We start from the raw sequence: 13,568 nt of genomic DNA, 5'->3' as shown, positions 1-13,568 counted from the left end.
GGCGCGGGTTCGGAGACGCTACTCGGTCGGTGCCGCCGGCAGCAGGGCGATGACCTCGGCGGTCGTGCCGGTCTCGCCGAGGCCGGGGAAGACGACGTCGATGCTGTGCCCGTGCGCGGCGAGGTCGTCGTCGGTCATCGCGTCGGTCGCGAACGTCACGTGGTAGCCGTGCTCGTGCGCGGCACGCGCGGTCGACTCGACGCCCTTCGCGGTGGCGATGCCGGCGAGCACGATCTGCGTGACGCCCGCCCGCTGCAGCTGCTCGTGCAGGTCGGTCTCGTGGAACGCGCCCCAGGTGCGCTTCGTGATGCGGATGCCGGTGCCCTCGAGTTCGGGCACGATGTCCATCGCCTCGGGCGGCAGGGCGGTGGCTGGGGCGGCGCCGGTGCCGGACGCGGATGCCGCCGCGGCCGCCGCAGCGGCACGTGCAGCCCCCTGCTCCGTGCGGCCGGGTGCCTGGCCGACGGCGCGCACGAGCGCGACGGGCAGCCCGCGCTCGCGGAACGCGTCGGCGAGCTCGGCGGCCTTCGCGACGGCTGCCGCGGAGCCGTGCTCGGCGTAGCGCGCGACGATGAGGTGCTGCAGGTCGATGACGACGAGGGCGACGGTGGGGTCGATGGTGCTGAGGGTCATGGGGATTCCTTCGCGAGTGGCGGGCCGGCTCGGGTCGAGCAGGCGGGGGTTCGGGTCGAGCAGGCCGGGGGCCGGGCGGGGGCGGGTGAGGTCAGGGGGCGAGCAGGCGATCGAACAGCCGGGCCGCGTCGGCGAGCGTGCGCTGCTCGGCGGGGGAGAGGCGGTCGCGCATGGCGCTCGCGAACCAGCCGGTCTTGTTGGCACGAGCGCGCCGGATCGCGGACTGCGCCGAGTCGGTGAGGAACACGAGCCTGGCCCGGCCGTCGGTGGGGTCCGGCCTGCGGTCGACGATGCCGGCGTCGGCGAGTTCGCCGACGGTCGCGCTCATCGACTGGGGGCGAACGTTCTCGAGCCTGGCGAGCTCGGCGATCGTCGCTCCGCCGTCGATCTCGCTGAGCATGCGGACGACCGCCGTCTGGCTGGGCGTGAACTCCTGCATGCCGCCTTCGGTGCGCACCTTGCGCGCGAGGCGCGAGATCGCCACGCGCAGGGCGTCGGCGACGGCCTCGAGGTCGAGGTCGAGGTCGAGGTCGGGATCGACGGCGTCGGGCATGCGCCCACCGTAGCAGTTAGACAGTCAAACTGCACAGTTCAACTGTCTATCTGTCGATCGAGTGCGCCGCGCTCCTCGACCGGCGAGTTCCCGAGCAGCGCATCGAGCGACGGGTGCAGGTGCCGCGTCGTGAGCACGGTCGACGCGTGCATGGCGCCCGCCTCGAGGGCGGCCGCGAGCGAGGCCCCCGCCAGGTGCGCGTCGAGCACGCCCGACATGAACGCGTCGCCCGCCCCGTTCGTGTCGATCACCTCGACCGGCACGGCGGCGATGCGGTGCTCGGCGAGGGTGGCATCGACGGCCACCGCGCCCCGTGCCCCGAGCGTGCAGACGACGACGGATGCCCCGCCCCGCACGCACTCGCGCATGAACGGCAGCGGGTCGTCGCCGATGCGGTCGGCGTTCATGAAGATCCAGTCCGCGGACTCGATGAAGGGGCGGTGGAACTCCGCGGTGCCGTCGTAGTCGTGGATGTCGGTCCAGATCGGCCGCCCGGTCGCGCGGGCCGTGGCGATGAGCCCGCGCGAACGCTCCGAGAGGTCGAGCACGATCGCCGCGGCATCCGTCATCGCCCGAACGAGGTCGGGCGACGCGGGCGTGCCCGGGTCGGCGGGCGTCGAGAGGTAGAGCGACACGCGCTCGCCGGCGGGGGTCATCAGGTTGAGGTGCCGCTCGGTCGCGTCGGCGGGCAGGTCGTCGACCTCGATGCCGGATGCCGCGAGCAGCCGCCGCACGCGCTCGCCGTCGGCATCCGCGCCGATGAGGGTGTGCAGGCGCACCGCGTGCCCGAGCCCGACGAGTCCGAGCGCCTTGCCCGCGGACGTGCCGCCGACCGTCTCATGGTCGCCGAGCGCGAACTGCATGTGCGGCACCGGCTCCGGCAGGCGATCGAGCAGCACGATGCGGTTCCACGATGCGGCGCCGGAGATCACGATGGGAGCGGTCATGCGGGCCAGCCTATGGCTCCCGACGGCCTCGTGTGAAAGCGTTTGCAGTCGAAGGTCGCCGGGGAACCGCTCAGCCGGTCGGTTCGCCGCTCACGCTCCGTCGATCGGGGCATCCGGCCAGAAGCGGGACGCGGCGCTGAGCGCGTCCAGGGCCGACACGTGGAAGACGAGCGGCTGGATGTCCTCGTGGCCCGTGATCGGCTCGCGCGGCTGCACCGCACCCCATGCGAACGGCAGGTCTCCCGTCGCCGGATCGCGCCGAGCCCACACGGAGGAGGCGTTCGCGGTGATGAACGTGCCGAACTCGCGAGCCGTCCATTCCGGGCCGAGGGTGGCGCAGACATCCGAGAGGTACCGCAGGCAGATGCCCTTGCCGGTGGAGTAGTCGACCGTGAACTGGTCGAACTCGCTGCGGAAGGCGAGATCCTCGGTGAGGATGCCCTCGACGCTCAGGCCGTCGCGCGCCGCGATGACGAGATGCGCCGCGAGGGAGTCCGTGTACGGCGGCCCCATCTGCTTCTCGAGCTGTCGAAGGCTGTCGATCGCCACGGCCCCCTGATCGCCCGACCAGGCCCACGCCGGGAAGACCGCATTGCCGGTCGGCCGCTCGAAGACCAGGCCACGGTCGTCGCGCAACCCGGGCTGCCCCGCCCGCCCTCTGGCCTCCCAGGCGCCGACCCACGACGAGAGCGCCAGAGCCCGCGATCCGAACGATCGATCCTTCGTGATGGCCTCGAGCTCGAGCGAGAGGAGCCAGAAGCCCGCGTTGGTGACGGAGTTCCGCCCGGCGAGCTGGGGTGAGTCCGAGCCGTCAGGCGCCACGTTGAACGCGCCGCCCACCACGTCGGCATCGTGGGCGGCGTGGTCGATCTCGGCGGAGTACGCCGTGTCGCTCCAGTTGCCCTCGAGCTTCTTCCAGCACCGCACGGACTCGGCGAGCAGGGCGTCGAAGAGCGCATCGTGCGCCGGGTCGCCGTACCCGAGCGCGGCCCGGTTCCGGATCGCGGTGCAGAAGGCGCCGCCCCACCAGCCGTAGTCGTCGCGCCAGATGCCGCCGGCGTCGGTTCCGGCGACGGCCCGGAAGGCCTCGAGCCCGTACGGCAGCAGGCTCGTCGCGTCGCGACCGCCGGTCGCGATGAGGGCGCGCAGTCCGGCATGCAGCGCGTTGCCGAGGAACCAGAAGTTCGCCCCGTTCACCCCCGCGGCGCGATACAGCTGGTCGGCTCTCCGGAACGCCGTCGTCGTTGCCGAGCGGTTCGAGGTCATCTTCGTCTCCGATGCATCCTGATTCGGGTTGGAATGAGGGTTCGGGGGCACCGTGAACGTACCAAGCTCCGTGGGCGCGGCGCCAGAGCTCGCGCGCGACTGCCGACCTTCGGCGGATTCCGGACATCGAGCCGCCGACGGCTCGGAGCGCATCGCGCACGGGCGTAGCCTCGCAAGGTGAGTTCGAGCCCCACCCCCGCAGCCCGCCCAGCGGCCGCCCCCGTCACCGCACCCGCCGGCCCCGCGGCATCCGCCCCTCGTCAGGGTCGGAGCGTGTCGACGCTGCTGCAGTTCATCGCGATGGGCCTCGTGTGGGGATCGAGCTTCCTCTTCATGAAGGTCGCGCTCGAGGGCGTCTCGTTCGGGCAGGTCGCGTGGTCGCGCACGGTGCTCGGCGGGCTCGCGCTCGGCGTGATCGTGCTCGTCATGCGCCCGAGGGTCACCGCCCCCGACGGCACGCCGGGGCCGCTGCTGCCCCGCGAGGGCATCGTCTGGGTGCACTTCCTCGTGGTGTCGCTCACGACGTGCGTGATCCCGTACCTGTGCTTCGCATGGGCCGAGCAGTACGTCTCGTCGAGCCTCGCGTCGATCTACAACGCGACGACGCCGATCATGACGGCCCTCATGGCCACGCTCGTGTTCCGGGTCGAGAAGCTCGGGCTCGGCAAGTGGGCGGGCGTCGCCGTCGGCATCCTCGGCGTCATCGTGGTGATCGGCCCATGGCAGTACTCGGCGCTCACCGGGTCGCTCGCCGGGCAGCTCGCCTGCCTCGTGGCCACCCTCTGCTACGGCTTCACGTTCGGGTACCAGCGCAAGTTCCTCAGCCAGCGTCCGATCGCGCCCGCGACGTTCGCGTTCCTCTCGATCGGCGTCTCGGCGCTCGTGATGCTCGCGCTCACGCCGTGGCTCGCGCTGCATCCCGTCGACCTCGACTTCTCCGACGACGGCTGGCTGATCGTCGGATCGCTGCTCGCGCTCGGCGTGCTCGGCACGGGCCTCGCCTACATCTGGAACATCAACGTGCTGCGCGCCTGGGGTCCGACGGCCACCTCGACGGTCACCTACGTGACGCCGCTCGTCGGCGTCGCGCTCGGCTTCATCCTGCTCGGGGAGCGCTTCTCGTGGCATGAGCCGATCGGTGCGCTGCTCGTGCTGCTCGGCATCCTGCTCGCGCAGGGTCGGCTCCGGATGCCGCGGCGGCGCATCCGGGCGTGACGTCGGCCCCGAGGCATCCGCTCGGCGTCCGTCACTCCGGCTTGCGGGATCCGGGGGCCGGCCAGGTCGGGCCGGAGAGCTGACGCCGGCGCCGGGGCATCGTGGTGGGCCTGGCCTCGCCCGCGGCCGGGTGACCGGCGGTGTGCGCCGTGTACCAGCGGTGGTAGGCGTCGACGAGCGGCACGGAGCTCAGGCCGTGCAGCAGCACGCTGAGCGCCACGGTGACGACCACGGTGGAGAGCACGACCTCGCCCTCTGGGACGCCCTCCTCGACCGCGAGCAGGACGAAGACGAGCGACGCCAGTCCGCGTGGTCCGAACCAGCCGATGAACGCGATGGTCGGGAACCGCGCGCCGCGTCCCGCGAGGGCGATCGCCACGGGAACCATGCGCACGATCGTGAGGCTGAGGGCGGCGTAGAGCAGGACCTGCCAGGTGATGTGGGGGATCGCGCGCGTCAGGGCCAGGGCGCCGAAGCCGATCCAGGTGATGGCGGCGAACACCTCGCCCGCCTGCTCGGCGAAGATGCTCACGGTCGACCTGACCGGGCCGGCGAGACGCCCGAACACGACACCGCCGACGAACGCCGCGATGAACCCGCTGCCGCCGAGGCCGTCCGCGATCACGAATGACAGCAGTGCCGCCGCCAGGGGGAGGATCTGGCGCCACTCCCGCCCGACCCATTGGCGACGATCGCCCATCCGGAACAGCAGCCCGCCGAGGATCCCGGCCGTCGCGCCGCCGACGAGGCCCCAGCCGATCTGCGCGGCCATGCTGCTGACGACCGCGCTGGTGATGCCCGTCTCGAGCTCGGCGTTGGCGATCGACAGCGCGACGAGGAAGAACGGCACGGCCAGGCCGTCGTTCAGGCCGCTCTCGACGTCGAGGGCCTGGCGGACCCGGCCGGGGACCTTCTCGTCCGAGACGACCTTCTGGCCGAGCGCGGCATCCGTCGAGGCGAGCATCGTCGCCAGCAGCACCACCGACGCGATGGCCATGTCGGGGAACACGAGCACGCCGACGCCGATGCCGAGGAGCATCGTCAGCGGGAGGCCGATCAGCAGGAGCCGGCCGGGCCAGGCCATCTGATGGCGCAGCGCGCGAAGGTCCAGTCGCGTGGCGTCGCTGAACAGGAGTAGCACGAGGGCGACCTCGGCGACGCGCTCCGCGACGATGGTCTCCATCGAGATGTCGACCGCGCCGGGCACGACGAGCGTGACCGCCAGCCCGGCCGCCGCGAGGAACAGCGCCGACGTGATGCCGCGCCGATCGAGCGGACGTGAGAAGGCGCTCCACACGATGATGAGCACGAGGACCGTCGCTGCCGCTGCCGCCATGCGGATCCCCTCTCAGCCCCCGGACGCCGTCGAGTGCTCGATGCCCTCAAACCTAGGGCCGAGACGCGCGCGGCGACAGCCCCGATGCGCACGGCGACAGCCCCGATGCCGGGATCGCGGTGCGCGGATGTGCGCGAGGGGTTGACAGATCCTCATGCACATGGTTGGTTAGTCAGTGAAGTAACTAACCAACGAACCAAGCAGGGCGAGGCGGCATGGACGAATCGCGACCGATCTTCATCCAGATCACGGAGCAGGTCGAGAACGACATCATCGACGGCACGCTCGCCGAAGGCGCGCAGATCCCGTCGATCAACGAGTTCGCGACCTTCCACCGCATCAATCCGGCGACCGCGCTCCGCGGCGTCAACCGACTCGTCGACGACGGGATCGTCGAGAAACGAAGGGGCATCGGCATGTTCGTCACCACCGGCGCGAGGGCGCGCCTCGTCGAACGGCGGCGAGACGAGTTCGCCACCGCCTACATCAGACCGCTCATCGTCGAAGCCGAGAAGCTCGGGCTCGACATCGACCAGCTCGCTGCGCTCATCCGCGCGGAAAGGATCGAATCATGACCGCCACCGTCGTCAGCGCGAAGGGGCTCACGAAGCGCTACGGGTCGTTCACCGCCGTCGACGCCGTCGACCTCACGCTCGAGGAGAACCGCATCTACGGCCTCCTCGGTCGCAACGGCGCAGGCAAGACGACCATCATGCAGTTGCTCACCGGCCAGCTCTTCCCGGATGCCGGCTCGCTCGACGTCTTCGGACGAGCGCCGGCCGAGCATGCCGACGTGCTGCGCCGCATGTGCTTCATCGCCGAGTCGCAGCGCTACCCCGACAGCTTCAAGGCCGTACACGTGTTCAAGGCGGCGCCGTGGTTCTTCGAGAACTGGGATGCCGAGTTCGCCGAGCAGCTCATCAAGGACTTCCGCCTGCCGCTGAACCGCCCCATCAAGAAGCTCTCGCGCGGACAGCTGAGCGCCGTCGGCGTCATCGTCGGACTCGCGAGCCGGGCACCGATGACCTTCTTCGACGAGCCGTACCTCGGTCTCGACGCGGTCGCGCGGCACATCTTCTACGACCGGCTCCTCGAGGACTACACCGAGCACCCGCGCACGATCGTGCTCTCGACCCACCTGATCGACGAGGTCGCGAACCTGCTCGAGCATGTGATCCTCATCGACCAGGGTCGCATCCTGTTCGACCGCGACGCCGACGAGTTGCGGGGGTCGGCGACGACCGTCGCCGGTCCGCGGTCCGTGGTCGAGTCGTTCATCGCCGACCGGCCGGTCATCGGCCGCGAGGGCCTCGGGGGGCTGGCGTCGGCCACCATCGACGGCCGGCTCGACCAGGCCGACCGCGTGCGCGCCGCCGAGCTCGGACTCGAGCTCGCGCCGGTCTCGCTCCAGCAGCTCATCATCCACCTGACCGGCACCGACCTGCGTGCCGATTCCACCGACGAGGAGGTCGCAGCATGAGCGCCGTCATCGATCAGTCGATCGTGCGCACCGAAGCCCGGTCGAGGGCCCACGAGATCTGGCGCATCGTGCGCCTGCACTGCGTCAATCCATCCGTGTTCTTCGGCATCCCGTGGATCATCCTCGGCTCCGCCTGGGCGATCATGATGATCGTCGGCCTCATCATCACGGGTGCGGGCGGGCCCGCTGAGGACATGGCCGAGGGCATGCGCTACAGCTGGGCCGTGCTCTCGCCGCAGTGGTACCTCGTCGTCGTCGGCGTGCAGGCGATCGGCATGACCTTCTCGTTCGCGCTCGGCTTCGGCACCACCCGGCGCGACTTCTGGCTCGGCACGAGCGCCATGTTCGCCATCGTCTCGTTCCTGAACGCCGTCGCCATCGCGACCCTCGTGCAGATCGAGAAGGCGACCGACGGCTGGGGCATCGGCATCGCCATGTTCGACTCGCTCTGGTACGGGCAGCAGGGGTGGCTCACCGACTTCTACACGACGCTGGCGATGCAGCTGCTGGTGCTGTTCATCGGCGCGAGCGTGACGACGGTGTACATGCGATGGCGCATGCGGGGCATGCTGTTCGTCGCCTTCGGCGCGATCGCCGTGTTCCTCGCCTTCATCGCGACGATGACGTTCAGCAACAGCTGGATGGCCCTGTTCGAGTGGTTCGCCTCCATCGGCCTCATCGGCGGCTTCACCATCGTGCTCGGGCTCGCGGTGGTCTGCGCGATCGGCGGCTACCTCGTGATCCGGCGGGCAACGCCCCGCTGATCGGGGGCCCGCGAGGGGCGAGCAGAGGCCGCGGCGCGGCATCCGGTGGGGGTCGGATGCCGCGCCGCACTCGTGTGCGGAGACGGGGGCGTGCCGGCGATCGTCGTCGACGGCACCTGCGTCGCGGGCGGTGCGTAGGTGGAATTGCGGATGCCGCGGCCGAACGCCCCGCGTAGCGTCCGGGGGTGCCGGGCAGGGCGACCGTGCTCAGCCGCGCAGAGGCGGCGCCGTGCGCCGCGGAGAGGATGAGCGATGCACACCACCACTTCTCGACGACGGAGGCCGAAGGCGCTCGTCGTGCTCGCCACGGCGACCGCCCTGGCGATGCTCGGCGTCGCCGCGCCGGCGTTCGCGCACGGATGGATCGGCGGCTCGGGTTCGGAGCTGACCGCCCGGCAGGTGATGCCGGGCAACACCGGACTGGGCGCGGTGGCCTACGAGCCGCAGAGCCTCGAGGCGCCCGGCGGGTTCCCCGAGACGGGGCCGGCCGACGGCAGGATCGCCTCGGCCGGCATCGCCCAGTTCTCGGAGCTCGACGCGCAGACCGCGACGAGGTGGGCGAAGAACGAGATCACGCCGGGCCCGCACCGGTTCGGGTGGACGTACACCGCGCCGCACAACACCGACCAGTGGCGGTACTACATCACGAAGAACGGCTGGAACCCGAACGAGCCGCTGAAGCGCTCGTCGTTCGAGCTGCTGCAGGTCGTCGCCCACGACCACTCGGCGGCGAACACGTACCCGGTGCACACGATCACGATCCCGAGCGACCACTCGGGCTACCACGTGATCCTCGCGGTCTGGGAGGTGTGGGACACGACGAACGCGTTCTACAACGTGGTCGACGTGAACATCTCGGGTTCGCCCGGGTCCGCCGACACGCAGGCGCCGACCGCGCCGACGTCGGTGCGCAGCACGGCGACCGGCTCGTCGAGCGTCGGACTCGCCTGGACCGCGTCGACCGACGATCGCGGCGTCAGCGGGTACCGCGTCGAGCGTGCGACCGCGACCGGCGCGTTCGCCCAGGTCGCGCAGGCGACGGGCGCGAGTCACCTCGACACGGGTCTCTCGGCCTCGACGGCGTACCGCTACCGGGTCGCCGCCGTCGACGCGGCGGGCAACGTCTCGGCGTACAGCGCGGTGTTCAGCGTGACCACGGGCAGCGGCTCGCAGCCCGACACGCAGGCGCCGACCGCACCGACGGGCGTGCACAGCATGGCGACCACGGCCACGAGCGTCGACCTCATGTGGACGGCGTCGACCGATGACCGCGGGGTGGCCGCCTACCGCGTGGAGCGTGCGACGCCGACGGGCGCGTTCGCGCAGGTCGGGCAGGGCGCGGGCACGAGCCTCGTCGATTCGGGCCTGACTGCGGCGACGGCCTACCGGTACCGCGTCGCCGCGGTGGATGCCGCGGGCAACGTGTCGGCGTTCAGCACGGTGTTCCAGGTCACGACCGTCGCCGGGTCGGGGGGCACCGCCCCCGCGTGGAACCCCAGCGGCGCGTACACGAAGGGCGACCGCGTGAGCCACGGCGGCGCGGTCTACGAGGCCGTGCAGACGCACCAGGGCGTCGGCGACCCGAGCTGGATCACCGCACGCTCGCTCTGGACGCCCGTGGGCTGACCGGGGGCCCGTTCCTCCGACGCCGCGGCGCGGCATCCGTCGACCATCGGATGCCGCGCCGCATCGTCTCGTGTACATCTGCAGGCGGACGCCGCGGGCCGCCGAATACGCCTGCAGCCCGACGTGCGACGCCCCCCGCCCGGCGAGGCTGGAGGCATGAGTTCGTATGTGATCGAGGCAGCAGGCCTCAGCAAGTCCTTCGGCACCGCGCAGGCGCTGGCGGGTGTGGACCTCCAGGTGCGCACCGGTGAGTCGCTCGCCATCATGGGTGCGTCGGGGTCGGGCAAGACGACCCTGCTGCACTGCCTGGCGGGCATCACCCGCCCCGACTCCGGAACGGTCGGCTTCCGTTCCGGCATCGGCCTGGTGGCGGTCACCGAACTCGGCGAGGGCGAGCGTTCGCGGCTGCGCCGGGAGGCGTTCGGGTTCGTCTTCCAGCAGGGGCTCCTCATCCCGGAGCTCACCGCGGTCGAGAACGTCGCCCTCGCACTCATGCTGAACGGGATGCCGCGCGCGACCGCCGAGCAGCACGCGCGCGGATGGCTGGCCTCCCTCGGCCTCGCCGGGCTCGAGGAGCGCCGCATCGGCCAGCTCTCGGGCGGGCAGGCGCAGCGTGTGGCGATCGCCCGTGCGCAGGTGACGGGCGCGACCGTGGTCTTCGCCGACGAGCCGACCGGAGCCCTCGACTCGCAGACGAGCGCCGACGTGATGGGCGCGCTGCTGCATTCGACGACCGGCCAGGGGCGCACGCTCGTGGTCGTCACGCATGATCCGGATGTCGCGGCGCAGTGCTCCCGCGTCGTCGAGATGCGCGACGGCCGCATCGTGGGCGAGCGCGTGCCGGGGGTGAGCGCATGATCGCCAGGGTCGCGTGGCTGCTCGCACGGCCGGGATCCGCGGGCGCCGCGGCATCCGTGCTCCCCGTGGTCGCGTTCGCCGTGGTCACCGCGCTGCTGCTCACGGTCGCGGGCGGCGCGCAGACGTTCTTCACGTGGACCGACGACACGTCGATGGTCTACCAATTGCTCGCGGTCATCGCGCTCGTGCTGCTCGTGGTGCCGCTCGTCTCGCTCGGCGGGGCGGCCGCACGGCTGTCGGCGAGGCGACGCGACGACCGGTTGGCGACACTGCGGCTGCTGGGCGCGACGCCGGGCGTCGTGCGCACGCTGGCGGTCGTCGAGGCGGCGGCGTTCGCCCTGGCCGGGGCGGTGCTCGGGGCGCTCGCGTACCTCGCGGCGGTGCCGCTGATCGGGCTCATCCCGTTCCGCGGCGAGCCGCTCGGCGCTGCCGGCGTGCTGCTGCCGTGGTGGGTGCTCGTCGCGACCCCGCTCGCGGTGGCCGCGCTCGCCGCGGTGAGCGCCGTGGTCGGACTCCGCCAGGTGGTCATCTCGCCGCTCGGCGTGCGCACCCGGCAGGAGGCTCCGCGACTGCACTGGGTGCGCGTGGTCGTCGGCATCGGCGTCATCGCGCTCGCCTACGGGCTCATGAGCGTGATCGGGGTCGCGCAGGTCGCGCTCGTGCTCATCACGATGCTCGCGGTCGCCTTCGGCGGCACGCTCGCGGTGCTGAACCTCATCGGCCCGTGGGTGATCCGCCTGCTCGCGAGCGGTCAGGCGCGGCGGGCGAAGACCCCCGCGCGGCTCCTCGCCGCGCGTTCGGTGCTCGAGTCGCCGAAGGCGGCCTGGCGGCAGGTCGGCGGCGTCGCGATGACGAGCTTCATGGCCGTCTTCGCGGGGGTCGGCGTCGGCCTGCTCGGTGCGGCCGCCGCCGACGGGGGCAACGCCGATCCCGAATCGGCGATGCTGCTCACCGACGTGCGCACCGGCATCCTGATCACCGTCGTCGGCTCGTTTCTGATGGTCGCGTGCTCGGTGGGCGTCGGCCAGGCGGCGGCGATCCTCGACCGTGCCGACCTGTACCGAAGCCTCGAGATGCTCGGCATGCCGGTCGCCACCATGGAGGCCGCACGGCGTCGAGCCGTCATGTCGCCGCTGCGCGTCACCGCGGTCGGATCGGCCGTGATCGCGGCGATCGTGATGCTGCCGCTCACGGGCATCACGCTCATCGTCGCGCCGCTGTCGCTCGCCGTGATCGCGGTCGTGCTGGCCGCCGGCATCGGCATCGTCTGGCTCGGGCTGGCGGCCACGAAGCCCGTTCTGCATCGGGTGGCTGCCGGGTAGGGTCGAAGCATGACTGAAGGCCGACCCGACGAACGTGATGCCGCGATGACCGAGCTCCTCGGCATCCGCTCGAGCATCGACAACATCGACGCGGCCCTCATCCACCTGCTGGCCGAGCGGTTCAAGTTCACGCAGAAGGTCGGGCGGCTGAAGGCCGAGCACGGACTCCCGCCGAGCGACCCGAGCCGTGAGCAGCGTCAGATCGCCCGGCTGCGCGACCTCGCCGTCGACGCGCACCTCGACCCCGCCTTCGCCGAGAAGTGGTTCAACTTCGTCGTCGCCGAGGTGATCCAGCACCACGAGGAGATCGCGGGCGGGGCGCGAACCGAATGACCTGGTACCCGCTTGCGCTGCCGCCGCAGGCGGGGCGCCGCTATCTCGTCACCGGGGCGAACGCCGGGGTCGGGTTCTTCACCGCGGCACGACTCGCGGCCGCGGGCGCCCACGTGGTGCTCGCCGGGCGCAGCGCAGAGCGGCTCGATGCCGCGCGGTCGGCGATCCGCGAGGCCAGGCCCGCGGCATCCGTCGAGGCGATCGTCATCGACACCTCGTCGCAGGGCTCGGTGCTGCGCGGCACCGACGCGCTCCTTCAGGTGGAGCCGTTCGACGGCATCGTCGCGAACGCGGGCATGGTGCACACGCCCCGCACCCGCGAGGTCTCGATCGACGGCGACGAGCTCGTGCTCGCGACCAACGTGCTCGGGCACTTCACGCTGCTCGCTCGGTTGGTGCCGCATCTCACGCTCGGCGCACGAGTGGTGCTGCTCGGGTCGCTGTCGACCCGGCTCTCGACGTTCCGCATGAGCGACCTGCAGCTCGAGCACGGTTACGACTCCTGGCGGGCGTACGCCCAGTCGAAGATCGCGACGCAGGTGCTCGGGTTCGAGCTCGACCGCCGTCTGCGCGCAGCCGGAGTGGCCGTGTCGAGCATCGTCGTGCACCCCGGCTACTCGGTGCGCGGCCGCACGCCCACCGTTCCCGGCGTGAACGAGCCGACCCGCGGCGACCGGTTCGCCGACGCGCTGCAGTCGGCGTGGGCGCAGGGCAAGCACCGTGGCGCCGAGGTGCCCCTGCACGCCCTCACGGCACCGGATGTCACGGGCGGGCAGTTCTGGGGCCCGCGCACCCTCACGCGCGGCGAGCCCCGGCTGCAGAAGCCGACGCGCGTCTCGACCGATCCGAAGATCGGCGCGAGGTTCTGGACCTTCGCCGAAGAGACCACGGGCCGCGAATTCACCGTCGGCGCATGATCGGGGTCGGCGCATGAGCGACGTCGAGCGGCGGCGCGAACCGGCGACACGGCGCGAGCCGGGGTCGGCCGCTGGGCCGGAGCCGCGCGGGCTGTTCGCTCGGGTCTTCGGCCGTCCGTCCGTTCGCCGCACGATCTCGCGCGTCGTCGTCGTGCTCGGCGCGGTGCTGATGCTGTTCGGCGTGCTCACGGCGCGCTACGGCCTCCTCGTGGTCGGGGTCATCGTCGTCGGGCTCGGCGCCGCGCTCGGGCCGGGGCGCATCCGCCGCTGAACCGCGCCGGCGCATCCGACGCCGAGCAGGCCGACCCCGCCGCCGGG

Annotated in this window: 15 protein-coding genes; 10 read left to right on the top strand and 5 right to left on the bottom strand. The window is 71.7% G+C overall.

Annotated features, from left to right (window positions below):
• Positions 1 to 18: 18 nt before the first annotated feature.
• From ASE68_RS17845 to ASE68_RS17830, 4 genes are all read right to left on the bottom strand, one after another.
• A complete protein-coding gene (locus ASE68_RS17845) occupies positions 19 to 633 on the bottom strand; it encodes an isochorismatase family protein (protein ID WP_055862780.1) in 615 nt (204 codons plus the stop codon).
• A 91-nt stretch (positions 634 to 724) separates the two neighbouring features.
• Positions 725 to 1,186 carry a MarR family winged helix-turn-helix transcriptional regulator gene (locus tag ASE68_RS17840; RefSeq protein ID WP_055862778.1) on the bottom strand — a complete coding sequence of 154 codons (462 nt, stop codon included), beginning with the start codon at positions 1,184 to 1,186 and terminating at the stop codon, positions 725 to 727.
• A gap of 38 nt (positions 1,187 to 1,224) precedes the next feature.
• Positions 1,225 to 2,133, bottom strand: a complete 909-nt coding sequence (locus ASE68_RS17835) for a carbohydrate kinase family protein (protein ID WP_055862776.1) — start codon at positions 2,131 to 2,133, stop codon at positions 1,225 to 1,227.
• A 90-nt stretch (positions 2,134 to 2,223) separates the two neighbouring features.
• A complete protein-coding gene (locus tag ASE68_RS17830; RefSeq protein WP_055862775.1) occupies positions 2,224 to 3,399 on the bottom strand; it encodes a hypothetical protein in 1,176 nt (391 codons plus the stop codon).
• Between the two features lie 273 nt (positions 3,400 to 3,672).
• Between ASE68_RS17830 and ASE68_RS17825 the strand changes: the two genes are divergently transcribed.
• Positions 3,673 to 4,614 (top strand): DMT family transporter, encoded by a 942-nt coding sequence (locus ASE68_RS17825; RefSeq protein WP_369800122.1) that lies wholly within the window; start codon positions 3,673 to 3,675, stop codon positions 4,612 to 4,614.
• A gap of 31 nt (positions 4,615 to 4,645) precedes the next feature.
• Here the strand turns inward: ASE68_RS17825 and ASE68_RS17820 are convergent, their stop codons facing one another.
• Positions 4,646 to 5,950 carry a sodium:proton antiporter gene (locus tag ASE68_RS17820; protein WP_055862774.1) on the bottom strand — a complete coding sequence of 435 codons (1,305 nt, stop codon included), beginning with the start codon at positions 5,948 to 5,950 and terminating at the stop codon, positions 4,646 to 4,648.
• A 215-nt stretch (positions 5,951 to 6,165) separates the two neighbouring features.
• On the opposite strand from ASE68_RS17820, the gene ASE68_RS17815 reads away from it, so the two are divergent.
• The 9 genes from ASE68_RS17815 (at position 6,166) to ASE68_RS17775 (ending at position 13,521) form a co-directional block, all read left to right on the top strand.
• Positions 6,166 to 6,525 carry a GntR family transcriptional regulator gene (locus tag ASE68_RS17815; protein ID WP_055862772.1) on the top strand — a complete coding sequence of 120 codons (360 nt, stop codon included), beginning with the start codon at positions 6,166 to 6,168 and terminating at the stop codon, positions 6,523 to 6,525.
• Positions 6,522 to 7,430, top strand: a complete 909-nt coding sequence (locus ASE68_RS17810) for an ABC transporter ATP-binding protein (protein ID WP_055862770.1) — start codon at positions 6,522 to 6,524, stop codon at positions 7,428 to 7,430. Before ASE68_RS17815 ends, ASE68_RS17810 begins: the two co-directional genes overlap by 4 nt.
• On the top strand, positions 7,427 to 8,194 hold the full coding sequence (locus ASE68_RS17805; RefSeq protein WP_055862768.1) for a hypothetical protein: 768 nt from the start codon (positions 7,427 to 7,429) through the stop codon (positions 8,192 to 8,194). The genes ASE68_RS17810 and ASE68_RS17805 overlap by 4 nt, the downstream gene beginning before the upstream one ends.
• A gap of 252 nt (positions 8,195 to 8,446) precedes the next feature.
• Complete coding sequence (locus tag ASE68_RS17800) at positions 8,447 to 9,820, top strand: lytic polysaccharide monooxygenase (RefSeq protein WP_082462478.1); 1,374 nt, start codon at positions 8,447 to 8,449, stop codon at positions 9,818 to 9,820.
• Between the two features lie 156 nt (positions 9,821 to 9,976).
• Positions 9,977 to 10,678: an ABC transporter ATP-binding protein gene (locus ASE68_RS17795; RefSeq protein ID WP_055862765.1), complete on the top strand. Its 702-nt coding sequence runs from the start codon at positions 9,977 to 9,979 to the stop codon at positions 10,676 to 10,678.
• A complete protein-coding gene (locus tag ASE68_RS17790) occupies positions 10,675 to 12,000 on the top strand; it encodes an FtsX-like permease family protein (RefSeq protein WP_055862763.1) in 1,326 nt (441 codons plus the stop codon). Before ASE68_RS17795 ends, ASE68_RS17790 begins: the two co-directional genes overlap by 4 nt.
• 9 nt (positions 12,001 to 12,009) lie before the next feature.
• Positions 12,010 to 12,333 carry a chorismate mutase gene (locus ASE68_RS17785; RefSeq protein ID WP_055862761.1) on the top strand — a complete coding sequence of 108 codons (324 nt, stop codon included), beginning with the start codon at positions 12,010 to 12,012 and terminating at the stop codon, positions 12,331 to 12,333.
• Positions 12,330 to 13,250 (top strand): SDR family NAD(P)-dependent oxidoreductase, encoded by a 921-nt coding sequence (locus ASE68_RS17780; protein WP_055862758.1) that lies wholly within the window; start codon positions 12,330 to 12,332, stop codon positions 13,248 to 13,250. Before ASE68_RS17785 ends, ASE68_RS17780 begins: the two co-directional genes overlap by 4 nt.
• A 13-nt stretch (positions 13,251 to 13,263) precedes the next feature.
• Positions 13,264 to 13,521, top strand: a complete 258-nt coding sequence (locus ASE68_RS17775) for a hypothetical protein (protein ID WP_055862756.1) — start codon at positions 13,264 to 13,266, stop codon at positions 13,519 to 13,521.
• The last annotated feature ends 47 nt before the right edge of the window (positions 13,522 to 13,568 follow it).

This window comes from Agromyces sp. Leaf222, assembly GCF_001421565.1.
Lineage (GTDB): Bacteria > Actinomycetota > Actinomycetes > Actinomycetales > Microbacteriaceae > Agromyces.
This window is presented reverse-complemented; position numbering and strand designations above follow the sequence as displayed.

Excerpts from the sequence above, each read along its gene's own strand:
- ASE68_RS17845 (WP_055862780.1), bottom strand. The coding sequence starts at position 633 with ATGACCCTCAGCACCATCGACCCCACCGTCGCCCTCGTCGTCATCGAC.
- ASE68_RS17840 (WP_055862778.1), bottom strand. The coding sequence starts at position 1,186 with ATGCCCGACGCCGTCGATCCCGACCTCGACCTCGACCTCGACCTCGAG.
- ASE68_RS17835 (WP_055862776.1), bottom strand. The coding sequence starts at position 2,133 with ATGACCGCTCCCATCGTGATCTCCGGCGCCGCATCGTGGAACCGCATC.
- ASE68_RS17830 (WP_055862775.1), bottom strand. The coding sequence starts at position 3,399 with ATGACCTCGAACCGCTCGGCAACGACGACGGCGTTCCGGAGAGCCGAC.
- ASE68_RS17820 (WP_055862774.1), bottom strand. The coding sequence starts at position 5,950 with ATGGCGGCAGCGGCAGCGACGGTCCTCGTGCTCATCATCGTGTGGAGC.
- ASE68_RS17815 (WP_055862772.1), top strand. The coding sequence starts at position 6,166 with ATGGACGAATCGCGACCGATCTTCATCCAGATCACGGAGCAGGTCGAG.
- ASE68_RS17810 (WP_055862770.1), top strand. The coding sequence starts at position 6,522 with ATGACCGCCACCGTCGTCAGCGCGAAGGGGCTCACGAAGCGCTACGGG.
- ASE68_RS17805 (WP_055862768.1), top strand. The coding sequence starts at position 7,427 with ATGAGCGCCGTCATCGATCAGTCGATCGTGCGCACCGAAGCCCGGTCG.
- ASE68_RS17800 (WP_082462478.1), top strand. The coding sequence starts at position 8,447 with ATGCACACCACCACTTCTCGACGACGGAGGCCGAAGGCGCTCGTCGTG.
- ASE68_RS17795 (WP_055862765.1), top strand. The coding sequence starts at position 9,977 with ATGAGTTCGTATGTGATCGAGGCAGCAGGCCTCAGCAAGTCCTTCGGC.
- ASE68_RS17790 (WP_055862763.1), top strand. The coding sequence starts at position 10,675 with ATGATCGCCAGGGTCGCGTGGCTGCTCGCACGGCCGGGATCCGCGGGC.
- ASE68_RS17785 (WP_055862761.1), top strand. The coding sequence starts at position 12,010 with ATGACTGAAGGCCGACCCGACGAACGTGATGCCGCGATGACCGAGCTC.
- ASE68_RS17780 (WP_055862758.1), top strand. The coding sequence starts at position 12,330 with ATGACCTGGTACCCGCTTGCGCTGCCGCCGCAGGCGGGGCGCCGCTAT.
- ASE68_RS17775 (WP_055862756.1), top strand. The coding sequence starts at position 13,264 with ATGAGCGACGTCGAGCGGCGGCGCGAACCGGCGACACGGCGCGAGCCG.